The sequence below is a fragment of the Microbacterium sp. Gd 4-13 genome, from assembly GCF_003095395.1.
In the GTDB taxonomy this organism is placed as follows: domain Bacteria; phylum Actinomycetota; class Actinomycetes; order Actinomycetales; family Microbacteriaceae; genus Microbacterium.
Genome location: NZ_QEIJ01000001.1, coordinates 410630 through 432162, shown reverse-complemented (window position 1 = coordinate 432162; position 21533 = coordinate 410630). Strand labels below are relative to the sequence as shown.

The following is a 21533-nucleotide window of genomic DNA, read 5'->3' as shown; positions in this document are numbered from 1 at the left end:
GATCCTCAGTCGGAGAACGTGTGCAACCACTCGAGGCCTTCCCTGTCTCCCAGGCCGCCCGCGAGTTCGAGGAAACGCTGCTCGAGAGTCGACTCGCCGCGCACCTCGTCGACCGTGCCCTCTGCGAGCACCTGTCCGGAGACGATGACCGCCACGCCGGAGCAGACCCGTTCTACCAGCTCCATGCCGTGGCTGGAGAGGATCACCGTGCCGCCGTGCTCGACGTACGTCGAGAGGATGTCGAGGATGACGGCGCTCGAGACCGGGTCGACGGCCTCGAAAGGCTCATCGAGCACCAGCAGGCGAGGCGAATGGATCATCGCGCCGGCCAGCATCACCTTCTTCGTCATACCCGCCGAGTAGTCGGAGACCGACCGACCGAGCGCACTCGTGAGATCGAACGCCCTGGCGAGATCGGTCGTGCGCGACTCCACGACAGCCGCGGGAAGACCCCGGAGCACTCCGTAGTAGTAGAGCAGCTGGCGGCCCGTGAGGCGGTCGAAGGTGCGCAGCCGATCGGGAAGCACGCCCATGAGCTTCTTCGTGGCCGCGCTCTTGCGCGACACGTCGATACCGCCGATGGTGATGGTGCCGGCGTCGGGGCGCAGGAGACCGGCGATCATCGACAGAGTCGTCGTCTTACCGGCGCCGTTCGGACCGACCAACCCGTAGAACGAGCCCGCGGGAACCGTCAGGTCGATACCGTCGACGGCACGCGTGTCGCCGAAGACCTTCGTCACACCGCGCAGCTGCAGAGCGGGAACCACGGGCTCCGCCTCCGAGACGCGAGAGTCATCCGGCTCGGTCACGATCACGGCAGGCGCGAGAGCGCCCTCGTCGTCGTCCGTGACGAGGGCCTCGTCGACGAGTTCGTCGGATGCGTCGACCGCCGAGGTCTCCGGAGGGGCCTCGGTCTCGACGCCGGAACCCTCCGGCGCAGCGGTCTCGAGTGCGGATTCGGCGACCGGCTCGGCGTCATCGACGGACGCGACCTCGGGCCCGGTCGGTTCGGGGTCGGCGATCGCGTGTTCCTCGGGCGATTCGTCCACGTCGACGGGGTCAGACGGGTTGCTCGGCTCCGACGTGGAGTCGGCCTCGACCGGCTCGACCTCGGTGACGGGCTCGGCATCGACGTCGGTGACGGGCTCGGCATCGACGACAGCCTCGACCTCGTCGTCAACGACAGGCTCGGGCTCAGCCTCGACCTCGGTGACCGCCTCGGCATCGACGACGGGTTCGGGCTCGACGTCGTCGACGCGCTCCTCTTCGCGTTCCTCGACGGGTTTCGCCGGCGTGTCATCGACCGGCGGGGCGTCCGACGGATCCGACTCGATCGCGGCTGCGGGGGTGTCTTCGACCGGTGACGGTGATTCGGAAGACCGCGTGTCCGCGCCGGCGACAGCGCCCGTCAGATCTGCCGGCAACGGCGGGATGGGGGGCAGCGGCGGTTTCGGCGGCACGACGATATCGGTGGGCAGCGGCGGCGGCGGCCCCGGGTCGACCGGCGTCGCCGGCGCCTTCGGCGTGGCGCGCGGCGCCTTCGAGGCCGGCGTGCGCCGCGGCGTCTTCGCCTTGTTCGCCGACGAGCCCCGGGCCGGCCGCGGCGACGCGGGCTTGGCCCGCGGCGCGCGAGGTTTGGGGGCTGCAGCCGGTTGTTCGTCGCGACCGTCGACGCTCTGGTCTCCGGCCTCTTCGGCCGGTGACTCGAACGGGTTCGGCAGCGATGCTGTCATCGGTCCAAACTACCAAGGGTCACGACCGGCTCCTGCCGCGAATGTCATGGGTGTCCGGTACTCGGGCGCAACCCCCCAGGCTCTTTCCGGCTCGCATTCGTAGGATCGTGCAGGTGAGCGACAAGGTGCATCGGATCCATTCGCTGCCCGGCGACGCGCCGTGGGACGGCGGCCTCCCGCCGGTCGGCTCCCCCGAGCACCCCCGGACCATCCGCGCACTCGACCGCGTGCTGGCGATCCAGCGCCCCGTCGTGCTAGCGCACCTGCGCAGCATCCGTCTGCGCCACCCCCAGGCGTCGACGCTCGAGATCGTGCGCATCCTCGAGCGTCGTTACCTCGCGGCGGTCACGACGGGCGGAGCCGCGGTCGGCGCGACCGCCGTCGTGCCCGGTATCGGCACCGGGGTCACCCTCGCCCTCAGCGGCGTGGAGACCCTCGGGTTCCTCGAATCGACGGCGCTCTTCGCGCAGTCGATCGCCGAGGTGCATGGCGTCGCCGTCGAAGACCCCGAGCGCGCTCGGGCGCTCGTGCTCACCCTGATGCTCGGACGCGAGGGCGTTGACCTGCTCGCGCAGCTCGCCGGGCAGGCAGCAGGTCGCGGCCCCGACCGTTCGGGGTACTGGGGGCAGATGATCACGAAGACGCTTCCCCGCGCAGCCATCGGCCCGCTCGTCGATCGTCTGAAGACGACGTTCGTGCACCAGTTCGCCGCTCGCGGCGGCGCGTCGTTCCTCGGCAAGGCGCTCCCGTTCGGAGTGGGCGCGGTCGTCGGCGGTGCCGGAAACCACATCCTCGGCCGGCGCGTGCTGGTCGGCTCGCGGCGGGCTTTCGGTCCTCCCCCGCTCACCGTCCCCGCCGTCGTCGAGCCCAGGCCGGGCGCGAAGCGGGTCGAGCACTCGGCGGCGAGCGGCGTCGCACGTGTGGGCAGCGCGATCGTGGGGGCCGCAGGAAGCACCGCGCGCGGAATCGGATCGGTCGGTCGGCGGGCGATCCCCCGCCGGAAGCGCACAGAGATCGAATCGACGACCTCGGCGGAGGCCGACGACACCGTCGACGGCGCCGTCGTACCGGAGAACACCGACGAAAGGTAACCCCGCCCCATGGACAGCACCCTGCAGTCGCTGACCGACTGGATGCCCGCCCAACGGTGGTACGCCTCGAAAGGCCGCACTCCGCGCCTTCGACTCGTCGCCGAGTGGGATGTCGCGAACGAGCAGTCCGCGCGCGTCCGCGTGCTCCTCGTCGCCGACGACGCGCCCGAGACCCCGGTGCTCTACCAGGTGCCCCTCGTCGTCCGCTCCACCCGCCCCAACGCGGGGATCGTGGGCGACCTCGAAGACGGCACGGTGCTGGTCGACGGTGCGACCGACGACGCCTATGCGGCGTGGCTGTACCGGTCGGTGACCTCCGGCGGTCGCGTCAGCGGCGTCGACGGACCCCTCGACAGCCACCCCGCGGCACGGCGTCCGCCCACCGCGCCGACCGCCTCCGCGTCGGTGCTCGGGGCGGAACAATCGAACACCTCCCTGATCTTCCGCCCCGACGGGGGCGGAAGCGCGGTCATCTGCAAGCTCTTCCGGCAGGTGCACCCCGGACTCAATCCCGACATCGAATTGCAGACCGCCCTCGCAGACAACGGGTCGTCGTCGGTTCCTCGGGCCATCGGATCGCTCGAGGGCGCCTGGCGCGACCCGGGCAACCCCGAGCACGTCGTGTCGGGATCGCTCGCGTTCGCTCAAGAGTTCCTCGACGACGTCGAAGACGCGTGGCGCGTCGCGCTCACCGCCGCGCAGGAGGACGTCGCCTTCGCCGATCGCGCCGCAGCCCTGGGGGCCGCCGTCGCCGACGTGCACCTGACGCTGTCGCGCATCCTGCCGACACACGAGGCCGACGACTCCGATCGGCGGCGCGTCGCGGCGGTCTGGGAAGACGGGCTCGCCACGGCGGTGGCCGAGATCCCCGCGGTCGCGCGGTTCGCCGCATCCATCCGCGCGGTCTACGCGGCGGCGCAGACCGCACCGTGGCCCCCGTTCCAGCGCGTGCACGGCGATCTGCACCTGGGGCAGGTGCTCGAGGTGCAGGGTCGCGGCTGGGTGCTGCTCGATTTCGAAGGAGAACCGCTGCGACCGATCACGGCTCGGCGCATGCCCGACCTCGCGGTCCGCGACGTCGCCGGGATGCTGCGGTCGTTCGACTACGTCGCCGGATCCGTCGAACGACTCGGGGTCGACGCCACCGTGGCGCGCGCGTGGGCGGCAGCGGCGGTCACCGCCTTCGAGCGGGGCTACGCCGCGGCGGGCGGACCCTCGGCCGACGAGCGGCTCCTGCGCGCATTCGAACTCGACAAGGCCGTCTACGAGGCCGTCTACGAGGTGCGCAACCGCCCGGACTGGCTGTCGATCCCCCTGTCGGCGATAGAGCGGCTCACCCGCGACGTGTGACCCCCCGAGCGCACGAGGAAGGCCGCCCCGCTTCGAGCGGGGCGGCCTTGTTCGTGGGATGGCTCAGGAGCCCAACGAACCGAGCGTGACGTTCGCGGTGCGGGTCTGACCGTCGCGGACATAGGTGACGGTCGCGTCGCTTCCGGCGGCCACGGCGCGCACCTGCGCGGTGAGATCGACCGAGTTCGTGATCGGGAGGTCGTTGAACGCGGTGACGATGTCGCCCGAGCGCAGCCCGGCCGCCGCCGCGGGGCCGCCGTCGGTGACACTCGCCACGTAGGCGCCCTCGATCGTGGAGTTCGCCACGGTCGAGGTCGACTGCACCGACGCGCCCAGCAGACCGTGCGTCGCCGAGCCGTTCTCGATGATCTCGTTCGCGACTCGCTCGGCGACCGACGACGGGATGGAGAAACCGACACCGATCGAACCGGCCTGACCGCCGCCGGACGAGCTGCCCGCGGAGGCGATGGCGACGTTGATCCCGATGAGACGGCCCTGGTCGTCGACGAGCGCGCCACCGGAGTTCCCCGGGTTGATCGCCGCATCCGTCTGGATGACGGCGATCTTGATCGTCTCGGACGACGGCGTCGAGCCCTGCCCGCCCTGCCCGAAGTCGAACTGGAAGGGGCTCTCGCCGGGGCCGCCCTCGCTGGGCTGGTCGTCCTGAGGAGCAGCAGACGACGCGACCTCGATCGAGCGGTTCAGCGCACTGACGATGCCCGTGGTGACCGTGTTCGACAGTCCGAGGGGGGCACCGACCGCGACCGTCTCGTCGCCCACGTTCAGATCGCCCGAATCGCCGATCTCGATCGGCGTGAGGCCCGAAGCATCCGTCAGCTTGATCACGGCGAGGTCATACGTGGGATCGGTGCCGACGACCGTGGCGTTGTACACGCGACCGTCGGACGTCGTCGCGCGGATGGCCGCGTCTCCCGTCGCCCCGTCGAGGGTGACGACGTGGGTGTTGGTGACGACGTAGCCGTCGGCGCTCAGGATGACGCCCGAACCGGTGCCGCCGCTGCTGCCGCCGGTCGCGCTGATCGTCACGACGCTGGGTACGACCTTCGCGGCGATGCCGGTGGTCTGGTTCACGTTCTCGGTGTCGTTGACCGTGACCGTCGACGCCCCCGCGACCGGGGTCGCGTCGGACCCGCCCCAGAGGCTGAGGCCGGCGTAGGTGCCGCCGAGGCCGGCGGCGCCGCCGACGAGTGCGGCAGCGACGATGAGGCCGGCGACCTTGCCCGCGTTCGACTTCTTGCGCGGAGCGGTGTCGGTGGCGCCGTGCAGCGGCAGGGTGGGCTGGGTCTGCTGCGACGGGATTCCGAAGCTCTGGCCGGCCGGCTGGCCCGCGTAGCCCTCACGGGAAGGCACGCCGTAGGCCGGCTGCTGGGGGGCACCGCCGTAGGGGCCCTGCGGGTGGGGCGGCTGCGGCGGGCGCTGTCCCGACCATGCGGGAACGACGGGCGCCGCCGGCGTGTGGGCCGACGCCGGAGTCGTCGGAACCGGCGGTACGGCGGGCGCGGGGGTGCCTGCCGACGCGGGCGTCGCGCCGGTCTGCGGCGCCGGCGTCGCGTCGGAGGAAGTGTGCGGCGCGGGCGTCGCGGCGTTCTCGTCGGGGCGGTCGCCCTGTGTCTCACTCATGATTGCTCCTTCTGCCAAGCGACTTTCAGCTTGGGGCGAGTTGCTGTGCGTTTCATATGGTGCGGATGGGCTCTGTCTATGCGACTAGCGTGAGCAGGATGCGAGAGATTCCCGGGGCCTGGCAGCGGACCGCAGATGGGGCCGGACTCCGTGCTGCGGACGGCACGATCGGTACCACCATCTTCGCCGAGATGAGCGGGCTCGCGGCCCGGACGGGTGCCATCAACCTCGGACAGGGCTTTCCCGACGAAGACGGACCGGCGGAAGTGCTGGATGCGGCGATGCGGGCGATCGCCGACGGAGTGAACCAGTACGCCCCGGGGCGCGGGTTTCCCGATCTGCTCACGGCGGTCGCCGAACACCAGCAACGCTTCTACGGTCTGCACCTCGACCCCGAGCGCGACATCATCGCCACCGCCGGCGCGACCGAGGCACTGGCGGCCACGCTCCTCGCTCTCCTGGACGGACCGGACGACGAGGTCGTCGTCTTCGAGCCCTACTACGACGCCTATGCGGCAGCGGTCGCTCTCGCCGGCGCCCGGCTGGTGCCGGTGCCGCTGCGGTGGCCCGACTTCCAGCCCGATCTCGACCGGCTGGCTGCCGCCGTGAGCGACCGAACGCGCGTCATCCTCGTCAACGACCCCCACAACCCCACCGGGGCCGTCTTCACCCCGGACGTGCGCCGACGTATCGTCGAGCTGGCCGAGAGGCACGACGCGATCATCGTCACCGACGAGGTGTACGAGCACCTCGTCTTCGATGCGCCGCACGTGCCCATCGCCACCCTCCCCGGCGCAGAGGAACGCACGGTCTCCATCTCCTCCGCGGGCAAGACGTTCTCCGTCACCGGGTGGAAGATCGGCTGGATCTCGGGCCCGGCGCCGCTGGTCTCCGCCATCCTCACCGTGAAGCAGTACCTGACCTACGTGAACGGCAGCCCGTTCCAGCCGGCAGTGGCCACCGGGCTCCGGCTGCCCGACGCCTTCTTCGAGGGCATCGCGACGGCGCTCCGCGAGAAGCGCGACATCCTCGGCCGCGGATTGACCGCCGCGGGTTTCGACGTCTCGGCACCCCGCGGCACGTACTTCACGGTGGCCGACGCCGCGCCCCTCGGGGCGACGGATGCGGCGGACTTCTGTCGTGCCCTTCCGGAGAGCGCGGGCGTCGTGGGCATCCCGCTCACGGCCTTCGCGAGCCCCGAGAATCGGGCGGACTACGCCACGCTCGTGCGCTTCGCCGCCTGCAAACGCGCCGATGTGCTCGACGAAGCATCCCGTCGGCTGTCGCTCCTCGGCGTCTGATCAGCCGGCGACGACGCGGAAGCGCCGGAGCTCCAGCGCCGGGTTCACTCGTCGCACCCGGGCGACCGCGTCGAGGTCGAGGTGCGCGACGGCGACATCGGTCGTCGTGCCGACTGCGGCGATCGCGACGCCCTGAGGATCCACGACGAGGGAGTGCCCCACCCCGAGGGGCGGCGGGTGGTCGGATGCCGCGACGAAGACCGTGTTCTCGATTGCGCGCGCCTGCACCAACGTGCGCCAGTGGTGCTCCTTGAGCGGCCCCCGCACCCACTCGGCAGCGACGAGCACGACATCCACGCCCTCGTCGACGATCGTGCGGGCGACCTCCGGGAACCGCAGGTCGTAGCAGGTCATCAGTCCGAAGTGCAGTCCGTCGACCTCGAAGGTTTGAGGCGTCTCGATCTCGCCGGGCTCGACCCAGTCCGACTCGCGCTGTCCGAACGCGTCGTAGAGGTGGAGCTTGCGGTAGACCGCGAGCGGACCGTCGGGCCCCACCGCGACGACGGTGTTGCGCACACGTCGACCGTCCATGCTCTTCTCGAGGAGGCCCGCGGTCACCACGACGCCCGTAGCGGAGGCGAGTCGGGTGAGAGCGGCGACGAACGGCCCGTCGAGCTCCTCGGCATTCGCCGCGAGGGTCTCGTCGAAAGGATCCACGAAGTAGCTGGAGTACTCGGGGAACAGCACGACCCGCGCACCGCGCGACGCGGCACGCTCGGTCAACTCGACGATGACCGCGAGGTTCGCCTCCCTCGAGGCCGACGGCGCGAACTGCGCCACCGCGACACCCACCGATCGGTGGCTCATTGCGTGTTCCTCCCCCACCGACGAATCGCCGTCGGCACTATGACCCACAGTACGAGGATCACCGCGCCGAGCGCGATCCCCGCCACCCACGCCGCACCGTCACCGATGATCACGTCGAAGACGAACGCGACGACGCCTGCGAGGAGCAGGCTCACCGCGGCGAGCGCGGCGATGAGCGCGACATGGCCGAAGTACACGACCTCGGGCTTGACGCGCCGACGGAAGACGATCCGGTGGAGGGCGACGGGTGCGAGCGCGATGACGGCGCTGAGGGCGGCGAGCGACACCAGCACCAGGTACATGCCGCGCTGACCGGCGCCGAGATCGGCGAACACCGGCTGGAAAGCGAGGGCGAGAAGGAACCCGGTCAGGATCTGCGTGCCCGTCTGGAGCACGCGGAGCTCCTGCAGCACCTCGATCCACCGGCGATCCGCACGCTCTTCGACGGTTTCATCGCGGCCTTCGTCACTGTCGGGAAGCGCGGAATCACGGCGATCGGTCACCCGTCGATCCTGTCGTGTCGCCCCTCTCGGAGCAACGCCCCGCCACCTCGATGTGCACCCGGTCGAATCCCGTGCTAGGCTAACTTCTTGTGCCGCGGGGTGGAGCAGTTCGGTAGCTCGCTGGGCTCATAACCCAGAGGTCGCAGGTTCAAATCCTGTCCCCGCAACAAAGAAGAACAGATCAGAAGCCGCTTCCGGAGAAATCCGGAAGCGGCTTCTGGCATTTCGCGGTCGTGTTTCTCCGCCCGTTCGGGGCGCCCTTCTTCCTTCGGGGCCCGTAATCCCGCGCCCCGATGCGAGGAACGCGCCCCGAACCGGGGCACCTCGTGGATGGCACCCTCGGCGCTGCTACGCTGACCCCGGCCGGACGTCGGCACATGTGCCCGGGGGGAACCGCATGAAGAAGATCCGTGGTGCCGCTTCGCCTGCGGCAGCCGTCACCGCAGCGGTTCTTGCGCTGACGATGGTCATCGCCGCACCGGCGGTGGCGCAGCCCGCCACCCCGATCCCCGTCGAGGACATTCCCGGCCTCCCCGTGGGAGGCGTCCCCGAGCAGCAGTCCACGGTGCCCGAGGGCGAGTTCACTCCCCCGGGTCCGCTGAATCCGACGCCCGCACCGGTTTACACCGGCGTGCCTGCGCCGCCGACCGTGTACGACCGCTACCCCGGCGGCCTACCGCTGGACACGCGGACACCGCAGTCCGTCATCGACGCTCGCGCCGAGCGATCGCGCACATGGCAGACCCTGACGGCGATCTCGCAGGCTCCGGGCAGCGCCTCCCCCATCGACCGAGCCACGCCCGTCGGCGGCTCGGCGGTACCCACCGAGGTGGTCGCGGCTCCGTTGCGCGCCCCCCGAGTGGTGGCGTGGAACCTTCGCGTCCTCCTGCACGACAAGACGCGGATGCTGCCTCGAGGGCACATCGCGTATTTCTGACCGGCCGACGGTCAGCTCGGGTCGACGGCCTCTCCCAGCTCGCCCATGAAACGCGCGATCACCTCGAGCTCGCCATCGGAGTAGCGGGCTGTGACCTCTCGCATCGCTCCGAGGTGGGCACCGAAGTGCCGGGAGAACTCGCGCCGCGAAGCCTCGGTGAGGGCCACGATCCGCGCGCGGCGGTCATGCGGGTGCGGCCGTCGCTCGACGTGCCCCAGCGCGGCGAGACGGTCGAGGAGCTTGGTCGTCGACGCGGTCGAGATACGCAGATGACGCGCCAGATCATGAGGGCTGACCGACTGACCCCGTTGTTCACGGACGATCAACATGCGCAGCGCCGCGAGGTCGCTCGCGTTCATGTCCATGTCGTCCTTCATCCCTCCGTGCATCCGATCGAGTGCGTCGCTCAGAGCGCGCACGGCGACGAGCGCTGCGCGCACGCTCTCATCGGTCGGCGTACGCTCGGAGACCCGGTCGGTCACTGTGGACACTCTCCTCGTACCGCTTGTATGCTCGAATGAAGTCGCTAGCTAATCTAGCAAAATGGAGGCACGGTGAGCGAGACCGAGTACGTCGTGCTGGTCGACGACGACGGCCACCCGATCGGAACAGCGCCGAAGAGCTCTGTGCACGGGACCGACACCGCTCTCCACCTCGCCTTCTCCTGCCACATCGTCAACAGCGTCGGGCAGGTCCTCGTCTCGCGCCGCGCTCTCGGCAAGAAGACCTGGCCGGGGGTCTGGACGAACTCGTTCTGCGGCCACCCTCAGCCCGACGAGGCGATCGTCGACGCGGTGCATCGACGCGCGGCGTTCGAGCTGGGGATGACCATCGACGACGTCGAGCTCGCCCTACCCGATTTCCGGTACCGCGCCATCGACGCCTCCGGAATCGTCGAATACGAGATCTGCCCGGTCTACACCGCGTTCACCACGGTGGATCCGCAACCCCACCCCGACGAGGTCGTCGACACCCGCTGGGTCGACCCCCTCGATCTCGCTTCATCGATCATCGCCACGCCGTGGGCCTTCAGCCCGTGGCTCGTCCTCCAGGCCGAGCAACTCCCTCTCCTCGCCCACCAGATAGATAGCCTCCGAGCCCCGTGATCACCCTGCCCCACGCTCCCCTCGCCCGAGCCGGCATCGACGCCGCCATCGATGCGAGCCTTCGGCGACTGCGCGAACGTGCCGCAGCCGTCGATCCTGTCGTCGATGCGCTGGCCGCATCGATCGAACGCGCCACCAGCGGAGGAAAGCGCTTCCGGCCTGCGCTCGTCGTGGCCGCGTTCGAGACCCTCGGCGGCAGCGCCGACGAGACCCCCGCCCTCTTCCCCGTCGCTGCCGCGTTCGAGCTGCTGCACACGGCGTTCGTGGTTCACGATGACGTGATCGACCACGACACCCACCGTCGGGGTGCGCTGAACATCGCGGGCGAGTTCCGCGCGCGGGGTACCACTCGAGGAGCGGATGCTGCGGGCGCGGCTCTCCTCGGTGACGCCGCCGGAATCCTCGCCGGCGACCTGCTGCTGCACGAGGCGACGCGCACGGTCGCTCTCGCCGATCTCGACGCGACCACGCGTGGCGACCTGTTCGAGCTGATGGACGAGGCCGTGCTGGTCTCCACCGCCGGCGAACTGGCCGATGTGGAGAACTCCGTCACGCAGGGCGACCTGCTCGATGCCGACGAGATCCTTCTCGCGACGGCGAACAAAACCGCGGTGTACTCGTTCTCCGCCCCGCTCGAGGCCGGCGCGGTGCTGGCCGGCGCGCCGACCGAGTCCCGCAGGGCGCTGCGTCGCTTCGGCGAGAAACTCGGTCTCGGCTACCAGCTGGTCGACGACCTGATCGGAGCGTTCGGGTCGGCCGCGGTCGCGGGGCGGCGCGAGGGCGGCGACCTGCACGAGGCCAAGCAGACGCCGTTGATCGCACTCGCGCGCCAGAGCGAGCACTGGCCGGAGGTCGCCGACGCCCTCTCGGAGGCGCACACCGGTCCGGTCGCTATCCGCGCGGCCCAGCGGGCACTGGCGGCGTCCGGCGCACGCGCGCGGATGGAGTCACTCGTCGTCGAGACCCTCGACTCGGCACGTGGCGCGGTCGATGCATCCCTTCTCCCCGACTCGACGCGGGCGATGCTGTTCGAGCTCGCCGACGCCGTACAGGATCGCATCCCGTGAGCCACGCCCCGACCGGCCTGGCCTTGTACGACCGTACGGCCGACGACGCAGCCGCGGCGGTCATCTCCCGGTACTCGACATCGTTCGCGCTCGCCTGCCGCCTGCTCGGTCCGCGCGTGCGTCCTCACGTGCGCAACATCTACGCGCTCGTACGCGTCGCCGACGAGATCGTCGACGGACCCGCCGGCGATGCCGGGCTCAGCCGCGACGAGCAGCGCAGCGTGCTCGACGCCCTCGAGCGCGACACCCTCGCAGCGATCGCATCGGGTTTCAGCGCCAACCTCGTCGTCCACGCCTTCGCGCGGTCGGCCCGTGCGGGCGAGATCACCGCCGACCTCGTCGAGCCGTTCTTCTCCTCGATGCGCACCGATCTCGACGTCGTCGAACACGACGAGGCCTCGCACGCCGCCTACGTGTTCGGGTCGGCCGAGGTCGTGGGGCTCATGTGCCTCCAGGTCTTCGTGAATGCCGATGCGACGCCGAAGGGGAGGCCCGACGAGCAGCTCGTCGACGGCGCCCGGCGCCTCGGCCGCGCCTTCCAGGACGTGAACTTCCTCCGCGACCTCGACGACGACGCCGGACGCCTCGGTCGCGACTACCTCAACGGCGCGGCCGACGCGGTCCGACGGGTGCACGTGCTCGACGGGATCGACGCCGACCTGGCTGCCGCCGCTGCGGTCATCCCCCGACTGCCGGCAGACGTGCGCGGAGCGGTCTGGACGGCGCACCACTTGTTCGCCGAACTGTCGCGCAGGTTGCGCGCGACCACACCCGGGGCACCGCGCGTGCGTGTGCCCGACGCCGCGAAGGCGACCATCGCCCTGCGCGCCATGATGAAAGCTCGAGAGGCCTCCCGATGACCCGCAAGACCGTGATCGTGGGCGGCGGTATCGCCGGATTGGCGACCGCCGCGCTTCTCGCCGAGGAGGGTGACGACGTCGTACTCCTCGAGGCGCGCTCCGAACTCGGCGGTCGTGCCGGATCGTGGTCGAGCGACGGCTTCCGATTCGACACCGGTCCTAGCTGGTACCTGATGCCTGAGGTGTTCGACCACTTCTTCCACCTGCTCGGCACCTCGGCCGAAAAGGAACTCGACCTGGTGCGGCTCGACCCGGCCTACCGCATCTACAGCGGCGACGACGCCCCCGTCGACGTGGTCTCCGGGCGCGAAGCGTCGACCACGCTGTTCGAATCGATCGAGCCCGGCGCCGGCGGCAAACTCGACGCCTACCTCGACTCGGCGGCCGATGCGTACGAGCTGGCCGTCTCGCGCTTTCTCTACGACCCCTACACGACGACGGAGGGGCTGCGCGACCCCGCGCTCCTGAAGCGACTGCCGACGTTGCTGCCGCTGCTCGCTCGCACCCTCTCGTCCCACATCGAGAAGCGCTTCACCGACCGTCGCCTCCGGCAGATCCTCGGGTACCCCGCGGTGTTCCTCGGCGGCTCGCCCTACGCCGTCCCGAGCCTGTACCACCTCATGAGTCACCTCGACCTCGACGACGGCGTGCTCTACCCGCGCGGCGGATTCGTCGAGGTCATCGCCGCGATCGAGCGCCTCGCACGCGCCCGCGGCGTGCGCGTCGAGACAAAGGCGGAGGTGTCGCGCATCGTCACCGAAGGCGGCGAGGTCACCGGCGTCGAGCTCGAGGACGGCCGGTTCATCGCCGCCGACCACGTCGTGTCGACCGCCGACCTGCATCACACCGAGACCAAGCTCCTCGCCGAAAAAGAACGCACCTACCCCGAGAAGTGGTGGGACAAGCGCATCCCCAGCTTCGGCGCCCTCCTCGTGCTCCTGGGCGTGCGGGGCGAGCTCCCCCAGCTCGCACACCACACCCTGGTGTTCACCGAGGACTGGCGATCGAACTTCGAGGCCATCTTCGGCACAGACACCCGCATCCCCGACCCGGCCTCACTCTACGTCTGCCGTCCCAGTGCCACGGACACCGGCGTCGCCCCCGAGGGCTTCGAGAACCTCTTCGTGCTCGTGCCGGTGCCCTCCGATCCCTCGCTGGGGCACGGCGGGGTCGACGGCGACGGCGATGCCCTCATCGAGGCGGCCGCAGACCAGGTGATCGCCCAGATCGCCGAGACCTGCGGCATCCCCGACCTCGCCGAGCGCATCGTCGTGCGGCGCACCATCTCGCCCGGCGATTTTGAAACCGACCTGCACACCTGGCGCGGCAACGCCCTCGGCCTCGCGCACACCCTGAACCAGAGCGCCATGTTCCGCCCGAAGAACGCCTCCCGCCGCGTGGCCGGCCTGTCGTACGCCGGCGGATCGGCGCTCCCCGGGATCGGCCTGCCGATGTGCCTCATCTCGGCCGAGCTCGTCGTGAAGCGCCTGCGCGGCGACTCCTCACCCGGACCTCTGCCCGAACCCGCACGCTCGGCGGTGTGATCGCGTGCCAGGGCTGTACCTCCTCGCGATCCTGCTCTCGTTCGGCGGCATCGCCGCGATCGACGTGCGGTCGCGGCTCGTCATCCGCGATGCGCCGGCGCGCACCGCGATCACGGTCGTCGTCGGCACGGTCTTCTTCGTCGTGTGGGATCTCGTGGGCATTGCCACGGGCGTGTTCGTCAAGGGAGACAGTCCGCTGCTGATCGGTGTCGAGCTGGCTCCGCACCTGCCGATCGAGGAGCCCGTCTTCCTCGCCTTCCTCTGCTATCTCGCTCTGGTCACCTGGGCGGCGGCCGAACGGATGCTGCGCCGCCGTCGCGCGCGGACGGAGCACTCGTGACGTACCCGCTGCTGATCCTGCCGTTCGTCGTGCTCACGGTCGTCGTCACGACGGTGAGCGCGGTCCGTCCGGGATTCGGCCGCCGGATCGCCGCATCCGCTCTCGGCGCGGTGGTCCTCGTCGTGTTGACAGCGATCTTCGACAACGTCATGATCGCCCTCGACCTGTTCACCTATCCACCTGAGCACCTGAGCGGGCTCCGCATCGGACTCGCCCCGCTGGAGGACTTCTCCTACCCCGTGTGCGCGGCCTTTCTGATCCCCGCCGTCTTCGCACTCCTCACCCGCCGGAAGGACCCCGCGTGACCTCCCCCGCCCTCACCCCCGCGCGGGTGGTGCGCGAGCTCTTCGTCTCGTCGCGCCCGGTCAGCTGGATCAACACCGCCTACCCGTTCGCCGCGGCGTACCTTCTCGTCGTGCGCGAGATCGACCTCACGCTCGTCATCGGCACGATCTTCTTCCTCGTGCCGTACAACCTCGCCATGTACGGCGTCAACGACGTCTTCGACTACGAGTCGGATCTGCGCAACCCTCGCAAGGGCGGCGCCCACGGAGCGGTGCTCGACCGCCGGATGCACCGCATCACCCTGTGGGCGGCGGCGCTGTCGTGCCTGCCGTTCGTGGTGTACCTCGTCGTCGTCGGATCCGCGCTGTCGTGGCTCGTGCTCGCCGCGAGCCTCTTCTTCGTCGTCTTCTACTCGGCACCGCCCCTGCGGCTCAAAGAGCGGCCGTTCGCCGACTCGGTGACCAGCAGCATCCACTTCTTCTCCCCCGCCGTCTACGGCCTCGTGCTCGCGGGCGCGACGTGGACCTGGCAACTCGCGGCCATCATCGTCGCCTTCGCTCTGTGGGGAATCGCCTCCCACGCGTTCGGTGCCGTGCAAGACGTGGTCGCCGACCGCGCCGCCGACATCTCCTCGATCGCGACGGCTCGCGGGGCGCGCTGGACCGTGCGCTTCGCGATCGGGTGCTACGCGGCATCCGGCCTCGTCATGCTCGCCTCGGCGTGGCCCGGTCCTCTCGCAGCACTCCTCGTCGTGCCCTACCTCGCGGTCGTCTGGCCGTTCCGTGGCGTCACCGACGACACCGCGGAGACGGCCACGCGCGGCTGGCGGCGCTTCCTCTGGGTGAACCAGCTCGCCGGCTTCGGTGCGACGCTGCTGCTCATCTGGTGGGCCCTCCTCTCGGCCTGACCCCGCGCCCCTCGCCCCGGCCCCGCGCCCACGTTGACCGCGAGACCGCTTCCTCGCGCCGAGACCCCGACATGATGCCCGGGTCTCGGCGCGGAGAACGGGTCTCGCGGTCATCGGGCGCGTAGAAAGGCCCCGCCCCCGAACGCATCGGGGGCGGGGCCTTCTCGCGAATCAGCCCTGGTCGCCGAGTTCGATCAGGCGCTCGACGGCAGCCGTCAGCCGCTCGTCGGCCTCGCCGAACGCGGCGAGATCGCCGGCGCGCAACGCGGTGTCACGGTCGAGCATGGCCTGCTGGGCCTGCTGCAGCGCCGCCTGGTAGTCGGACGACGGGGTCGAAGGCGTCGTCGGCTCGGGCGACGAGGTCTCGCCCGGGCTCGGCGTGGGCGATGGCGTGGCCCCGCCGTCGGGCGTGGTCGGCGTCACCTCTTCGTCGCCGGTGTCGGCACCGGAGTCACCGCCGAAGAGCACGTCGAGCGCTTCGCTCAGGGTGTCTTCGAACGCGATCTGGTCACCGAACGCCACCAGCACGCGTCGCAGCTGCGGCAGCTGCGTGCCCGCCGACGACTGCACGAACACGGGCTGCACGTAGAGCAGACCCCCACCGACGGGGAGTGTCAGCAGGTTTCCGCTGAGCACCTCCGACTGCCCCTGCGACAGGATGTTGATCTGCGACGAGACCGCCGTGTCGGAGTTGAACGTGTTCTGCACCTGACCGGGGCCGGGAACGGTGGTCGCCGAGTCGATCTCCAGCAGGCGCAGCTTGCCGTAGTCGGCCGACTTCACGCCGGCCTGGTCACCGGCGTTGGCGTCGACGGCGAGATAACCCGTCAGCACGTTGCGCGCGTTGCCCTGCGAGGCGGGGATGAAGCTCGAGAACATCGAGAACGTCGGTTCCTCCTGGCCGGGCATTTGCATCGTCAGGTAGTACGGGGGCTGGAACCGCGTCTCGTTCTGCGGGTCGTCGGGCGTCGCCCAACGGTTGTCCTGCTGGTAGAACGAGCCGGCGTCGTCGACGTGGTAGATGCCGAGCTTCTCGCGCTGCACCTTGAACAGATCCGTCGGGTAGCGCACGTGGCTGATCAGGTCTGCCGACATCTCCGAGATGGGCTGAACCGTGGTGGGGTACACCTTCTGCCATGCCTGCAGGAGCGGGTCTTCGTCGTCCCAGGCGTACAGGGTCACCGAGCCGTCGTAGGCGTCGACGGTGGCCTTGACCGAGTTGCGGATGTAGTTGATGTTGTCGAGTGCGAAGCGCGGCTGCGTGTTGTTCGTGTCGGCGATCGCCTGCGACAGGCTGACGCTGCTCGAGTAGGGGTAGCTCGCGCTGGTCGTGTAGGCGTCGACGACCCACTTGATGCGACCGTCGACCACCGTGGGGTACGGGTCGCTGTCGAGGGTCAGGTAGGGCGCGACCTTGCTGATGCGCTGGAGCGGGTCACGGTCGTACAGGATCTGCGAATCGGCGTTCACCGAGTCGGAGAAGAGGATCTGCTCCGACTGGAACTTCAAGGCGTAGATGAGACGGCTGAAGACGTTGCCGACGCTCGGGCCGCCGTTTCCGTCGAACGTCGTCCGCGTGACGTTTCCGCTCTCGGCGCCGATGGGGTAATCGAGCTCGACGGGCTCGGTGTCGGCCGGAGCGCCGACGATCGAGTACTCGGGCGACTGCTCGCCGAAGTAGACGCGAGGCTGGAAGTCCTCCTGGTCGCTGAGGAACCCGGTGGCAGGGATGCCCTGCTCGAGGAAGACGGGGTCTCCGTCGGTCGTGCGCTCGTTGCCGGCGAGGGCGACCATTCCGTAGCCGTGCGTGTAGACGGTGGTCGTGTTCTGCCACGAGGCCGCTTCGCCGAGCTGCGTCATGTCGAGCTCGCGGACGCCGACGACGGTGTCCTGCATCTGACCGTTGATCTCGTACCGGTCGACGTCGAGCACGCCGGGGAACTGGTAATAGGCGCGGTACTGCTCGAGCTGACGGACGGTCGGCCCGATGATCGCGGGGTCCATGATGCGGATCTGCGCGGTGGTCGCCGCGTCTTCGCGCAGCTGCCCGGCCTCGGCGGTCGTCTCGGTCTGGAAGTTCTGCTTCTCGAGACCGTCGATGCCGTAGGCCTGCTTGGTCATGTCGATGTTGCGCTGGTAGAACTGGCTCTCCAGCGCGAGCTGGTTGGGGCGCACCTGCACGGTGTTGATGACCCACGGCACCGCGACGCCGATGACGAGGCCCGAGACGACGAGCAGCGCGGTGGCGATCAGCGGGAACCGCCAGCGACCGATCACGGCGGTGACGAAGAACAGCACGGCCACGAGCACCGCGATGATCGCCAGGATCGTCTGACCGGGGATGACGATCTGGGTTCCGACGTAGCCGGGGCCCGTGATGCGGTCGTTCGCCTCGATGAGGCTGCGGTAGCGGTCGAGCCACAGGCTCGCCGCCTGCGTGAGGAGGTAGAGACCCGCGAGCACCGCGAGCTGAATGCGCGCCGCCTTCGAGATCCGCAGCTCGCGCTGCCCGACTCGCACCGAGCCGTACAGGTAGGCAACGACCGCCGTGACGAGCAGGCAGATGAGGATGACCGCCGAGGCGAAGCCGAGCGCCGCACCGTAGAAGGGCATGGCGAAGAGGTAGAAGCCCGTGTCGAGACCGAACTGCGGGTCGGTGACGGTCGTGGCGACGCCGTTGAACCACAGCCAGGTCACCTCCCACTGCGACGAGGCCGCGAAGCCCGCGAAGAAGCCGAAGAAGACCGGGATCCCCCACATCGCCAGGCGACGCAGCGGCTCGACGACCTCCTGGTAGCGGTCGAGCTGCGAGCTGAGGCGCGCGTAGACCGGTCGCAGCCGGTAGGCGAGCTGGATCGCGACCCACACCGGAACGGCCATCGCGAGGAAGCCGACGACGAACATCACGACCCGGCCGAGCCACTGGGTGGTGAGCACGCCGAGGAACCCGAGCTGGTCGAACCACAGCCAGTCGGCGTAGAGGTTCGCGAAGAGGAAGAACCCCACCACCAGAGCGGCGATGACCGCCAGCGAGATGGTGATGATTCGGCGGGAACGATTCGGCGTGGCCTGGTTCGGCGTCGAGGTCGTGGTCACGTTCCCAGTCTAGGCGCGTGGTTCTGGGGGAATGCCGTGACCCCTCAGGTCAGACGGTCAGGATGCTTCGCACGTCGCGAGAGCGTCGAGATCGCCGCCGTCGCGGATCGCATCGAGCACCGCGAGGGAGTCGTCGAGCTCGGCGACGGAGAACACCCGGAGACCGTCGGGCACGTGGCCGACGACCTCGTTGCAGTTGGTCGCCGGTGCGAGGAAGTACTGGGCCCCGGCATTCTTGGCGCCGTACAGCTTCTGTCGGATGCCCCCGATGGGGCCCACGACGCCTTTCGCGTCGATGGTGCCCGTACCGGCGACCTGCTGCCCGCCGTTGAGTTCGCCGGGAGTGAGCACGTCGATGATCCCCAGCGCGAACATCATGCCCGCGCTCGGGCCGCCGACGTTGTTCAGCTGGAGGTCGACGTCGATCGGGAAGTCGAAGTCGGTCATCAGCTGGATGCCGACGATCCAGCGCTGCTCGCCGTTGACGTCCTCCTGGCGCGGGGTGATCTCCACCGCCTGCTCCTGGCCCGAGCGCTCGATCGTCATCTCGACGGGGTCTCCGCCCCCGGCGGCGATGCGATCCGACACGTCGGTCAGCTGCGACGCCGGTTCGCCGTCGACCGTGAGGATGAGGTCGCCGTTCTCGAGCAGGCCGTCCGCCGCCGAGCCGGGCGAGACCGAGTACACCGACGGGTGGGTCTCCACGTCGTAGCCGAGCTCGTTCAGTGCGGCGGCGGTGGCCTCCTTCTGCGAGTCGACCATCAGCCGCACGCTGTCCTGGTTGCGCTGCTCGGTGGTCTGGCCCGCGGGGAAGATGCTGTCGATGGGAACCACGGCGCGAGACGGATCGAACCACGCGGCGGCGAGTTCGTACCAGGAGGGGGTGCGCTCCCGGTTTCCGACCACCTGCACGGTGAGGAGGTCGAGCGAGCCGGCCGTCGGGTAGGTCTCGGCATCCTCGATCGAGATCAGCGGCACGTCCTCGCCATCGGCGTTCTGCGCGGTGCCGAGCGTGTTGTAGACCGGCCCCTTCTGTTGGATCACGTAGGCGGTGGGCAGGAAGCTGATCACCAGCAACACGATGAGCGCCACGCACACCGCCCACGCCCCCGCGGTCGTCCGCCGCCCCCACCGCTGACGCGGGGCAGGCTCGACCGTCGTGTTCTCGTCGAACAGCGTCACAGGGACCTACCTTGCCTGGTCGTTCGCGACCGGCGTACAGGGCGATGGCCGTGCCGGGGAGTGCGATGAATCCGTGCGACTAGCGTAGATCGCACGCACATCCCCCGGCTGAAAGGCGGCTGAAGTGGCAGACGACGACCGGAACCCCGAAGAGGAGTTCCAGGAGCTCTTGCGGCGGCTGCTCTCGGGAGACACCGGAGCTATCGACCCCGAGCAGCTCTCCCGCCTCTCGGGCATGCAGATCGACCCCGCGATGATGCAGCAGATGATGCAGCAGCTCCAGGGGGCGTTCGCCGGCTCCGACGACGGCATCTCGTGGGACCTCGCCAAGCGCCAGGCCCTGCACATCGCGAATCAGAGCGACCTCGGCGTCACGACGGGTGAGCGACGCGACCTCGATCAGGCCTTCTCGCTGGCCGCGCTGTGGCTCGGTGAAGCGACGACGATCGCCGACCTGCCCACCCCTGGCCGCACCATCACGCGTGGCGCCTGGGTCGAGGCGACGCTGCCGGTCTGGCAGGAGCTCGCCGAGCCGGTGGCCACCAGCATCGCCGACGCCCTCACCGCCGCGCTCAGCGAGCAGGCGCCCGACGACATGCAGAGCATGATCGCCGACGCCGGCCGTCTGATGCGCGCCGTCGGCGGATCGCTGTTCGCGACGCAGCTGGGCCAGGTGGTCGGACGCCTCGCGACCGAGGTCGTCAGCGGCGGCGACGTCGGAATCCCGGTCATGCCGGCCGGTGACGCGGCGATCCTGCCGCAGAACTTCGCCGACTTCGGACGGGATCTCGAGATCCCCGACGACCAGCTCGCGCTGTACCTCGCCACCCGAGAGCTCGCCCACGCGCGGCTCTTCCGCCACGCGAAATGGCTGCGCCTGCACGTCATCGCGCAGGTGCGCGACTTCGCACACGGCATCCACGTCGACACCGGCGCCCTGGAAGACCTCGCGTCGCGCTTCGACCCGTCCGAGCCCGACGAGCTGCGTCGCGCGCTCGAGACGGGAGCGCTCCTCCCCGAGCGCTCCGAGGCCCAGACGGCGGCTCTCGTGCGACTCGAGAACCTCCTCGCCACGATCGAGGGCTGGGTCGACGTCGTCACCGACGATGCCACCTCCCGGCTCCCGTCCGCGGGCAGGATCGCCGAGGCCGTGCGTCGTCGCCGCGCCGTCGGCGGACCCGCCGAGGAGGCGCTCAAGTCGCTCGTCGGACTCGAGCTGCGCCCGCGCCGCATGCGCGAGGCCGCAGCGATGTGGCGGGCGGTGACGGATGCTGCGGGCGTGGCCGGACGCGACGCGCTCTGGGACTACCCCGACCTCATGCCCACCGCCGAAGACATCGACGATCCCGCCGCGCTCGTCGCCCGGCTGCAGGCCACCGCTCGGGGCGAGCTGCCCGCACAGGACGCGATGGACGACGCGCTCGCTCAACTGCTCGCCGAGGAGAACGATCGCACCGACGACGCCGCCACGTCATCGGGCGACGACGGCGGCCCGAGCGGCGACCACCCCGAAGACCCGCGACCCGTCTGAGACGGTCGGTCCCGCGCTCTCCTCCCCAGCCTGAGCCCCCGGCGTTCGCGGGCCGAAGCCTGTGGACAGCGCGGGGGCGCGGGGCGGCGGGCGCGGGACAATCGGGCCATGCTCCGCATCGATCCGGCCCACCCCCCGCTCTGGCGGAGCGCGACGTGCCTGCAGTTCGGCGTCGATGACGCGGCGAGGCTCGACGAGCCCGAGCCGTGGGAGGAGCTCCTCGTCGACCAGCTCACGCGGGGTGCGTCGCCC

Annotated in this window: 19 protein-coding genes and 1 tRNA gene; 13 read left to right on the top strand and 7 right to left on the bottom strand. The window is 70.0% G+C overall.

What is annotated here, in order from left to right; translation table 11 throughout:
• Positions 1-5 precede the first annotated feature (5 nt).
• Complete coding sequence (locus DEA06_RS16760) at positions 6-1733, bottom strand: ABC transporter ATP-binding protein (protein WP_240606762.1); 1728 nt, start codon at positions 1731-1733, stop codon at positions 6-8.
• A gap of 113 nt (positions 1734-1846) precedes the next feature.
• Between DEA06_RS16760 and DEA06_RS01940 the strand changes: the two genes are divergently transcribed.
• A complete protein-coding gene (locus DEA06_RS01940; protein ID WP_240606761.1) occupies positions 1847-2824 on the top strand; it encodes a hypothetical protein in 978 nt (325 codons plus the stop codon).
• 9 nt (positions 2825-2833) lie between these two features.
• Positions 2834-4174, top strand: a complete 1341-nt coding sequence (locus DEA06_RS01935) for an aminoglycoside phosphotransferase (protein ID WP_116646266.1) — start codon at positions 2834-2836, stop codon at positions 4172-4174.
• A 63-nt stretch (positions 4175-4237) separates the two neighbouring features.
• Here DEA06_RS01935 and DEA06_RS01930 read toward each other — a convergent pair whose 3' ends face one another.
• Entirely contained in the window at positions 4238-5815 is a 1578-nt protein-coding gene (locus DEA06_RS01930; protein WP_116646265.1) for a trypsin-like peptidase domain-containing protein, read from the bottom strand.
• 98 nt (positions 5816-5913) lie between these two features.
• Here DEA06_RS01930 and DEA06_RS01925 point away from each other — a divergent pair, with 98 nt between their 5' ends.
• Positions 5914-7116 (top strand): aminotransferase class I/II-fold pyridoxal phosphate-dependent enzyme, encoded by a 1203-nt coding sequence (locus tag DEA06_RS01925; protein WP_116646264.1) that lies wholly within the window; start codon positions 5914-5916, stop codon positions 7114-7116.
• Here DEA06_RS01925 and DEA06_RS01920 read toward each other — a convergent pair whose 3' ends face one another.
• Complete coding sequence (locus DEA06_RS01920; protein WP_116646263.1) at positions 7117-7923, bottom strand: carbon-nitrogen hydrolase family protein; 807 nt, start codon at positions 7921-7923, stop codon at positions 7117-7119.
• Complete coding sequence (locus tag DEA06_RS01915) at positions 7920-8426, bottom strand: DUF6328 family protein (protein ID WP_116646262.1); 507 nt, start codon at positions 8424-8426, stop codon at positions 7920-7922. Before DEA06_RS01915 ends, DEA06_RS01920 begins: the two co-directional genes overlap by 4 nt.
• Before the next feature lie 93 nt (positions 8427-8519).
• Between DEA06_RS01915 and DEA06_RS01910 the strand changes: the two genes are divergently transcribed.
• Both DEA06_RS01910 and DEA06_RS01905 read left to right on the top strand, forming a co-directional pair.
• Positions 8520-8593: transfer RNA gene (locus DEA06_RS01910), tRNA-Met, on the top strand.
• A gap of 230 nt (positions 8594-8823) precedes the next feature.
• A complete protein-coding gene (locus DEA06_RS01905; protein ID WP_116646261.1) occupies positions 8824-9363 on the top strand; it encodes a hypothetical protein in 540 nt (179 codons plus the stop codon).
• Positions 9364-9374: 11 nt separating this feature from the next.
• On the opposite strand, the gene DEA06_RS01900 is transcribed toward DEA06_RS01905, so the two are convergent.
• Positions 9375-9845, bottom strand: a complete 471-nt coding sequence (locus DEA06_RS01900) for a MarR family transcriptional regulator (RefSeq protein ID WP_240606760.1) — start codon at positions 9843-9845, stop codon at positions 9375-9377.
• Positions 9846-9917: 72 nt separating this feature from the next.
• Between DEA06_RS01900 and idi the strand changes: the two genes are divergently transcribed.
• The 7 genes from idi to DEA06_RS01865 are packed head-to-tail and all read left to right on the top strand — an operon-like array spanning position 9918 to position 15472.
• Entirely contained in the window at positions 9918-10469 is a 552-nt protein-coding gene (idi, locus tag DEA06_RS01895) for an isopentenyl-diphosphate Delta-isomerase (protein WP_116646260.1), read from the top strand.
• Entirely contained in the window at positions 10466-11536 is a 1071-nt protein-coding gene (locus DEA06_RS01890; protein WP_240606759.1) for a polyprenyl synthetase family protein, read from the top strand. Before idi ends, DEA06_RS01890 begins: the two co-directional genes overlap by 4 nt.
• The gene (locus DEA06_RS01885) at positions 11533-12396 is read left to right on the top strand and encodes a squalene/phytoene synthase family protein (RefSeq protein ID WP_116646259.1); all 864 of its coding nucleotides are present in this window, start codon (positions 11533-11535) and stop codon (positions 12394-12396) included. Before DEA06_RS01890 ends, DEA06_RS01885 begins: the two co-directional genes overlap by 4 nt.
• Entirely contained in the window at positions 12393-13940 is a 1548-nt protein-coding gene (gene crtI, locus DEA06_RS01880) for a phytoene desaturase family protein (RefSeq protein ID WP_116646258.1), read from the top strand. The genes DEA06_RS01885 and crtI overlap by 4 nt, the downstream gene beginning before the upstream one ends.
• Positions 13941-13944: 4 nt before the next feature.
• Entirely contained in the window at positions 13945-14280 is a 336-nt protein-coding gene (locus tag DEA06_RS01875; RefSeq protein WP_116646257.1) for a lycopene cyclase domain-containing protein, read from the top strand.
• Positions 14277-14585, top strand: a complete 309-nt coding sequence (locus DEA06_RS01870; RefSeq protein WP_116646256.1) for a lycopene cyclase domain-containing protein — start codon at positions 14277-14279, stop codon at positions 14583-14585. Before DEA06_RS01875 ends, DEA06_RS01870 begins: the two co-directional genes overlap by 4 nt.
• On the top strand, positions 14582-15472 hold the full coding sequence (locus tag DEA06_RS01865) for a prenyltransferase (RefSeq protein WP_240606758.1): 891 nt from the start codon (positions 14582-14584) through the stop codon (positions 15470-15472). Before DEA06_RS01870 ends, DEA06_RS01865 begins: the two co-directional genes overlap by 4 nt.
• 171 nt (positions 15473-15643) lie before the next feature.
• On the opposite strand, the gene DEA06_RS01860 is transcribed toward DEA06_RS01865, so the two are convergent.
• Positions 15644-18568: a UPF0182 family protein gene (locus tag DEA06_RS01860; RefSeq protein WP_116646255.1), complete on the bottom strand. Its 2925-nt coding sequence runs from the start codon at positions 18566-18568 to the stop codon at positions 15644-15646.
• Between the two features lie 57 nt (positions 18569-18625).
• Entirely contained in the window at positions 18626-19750 is a 1125-nt protein-coding gene (locus DEA06_RS01855) for a PDZ domain-containing protein (RefSeq protein WP_116646254.1), read from the bottom strand.
• Positions 19751-19874: 124 nt separating this feature from the next.
• Here DEA06_RS01855 and DEA06_RS01850 point away from each other — a divergent pair, with 124 nt between their 5' ends.
• Complete coding sequence (locus DEA06_RS01850) at positions 19875-21281, top strand: zinc-dependent metalloprotease (protein ID WP_116646253.1); 1407 nt, start codon at positions 19875-19877, stop codon at positions 21279-21281.
• The last annotated feature ends 252 nt before the right edge of the window (positions 21282-21533 follow it).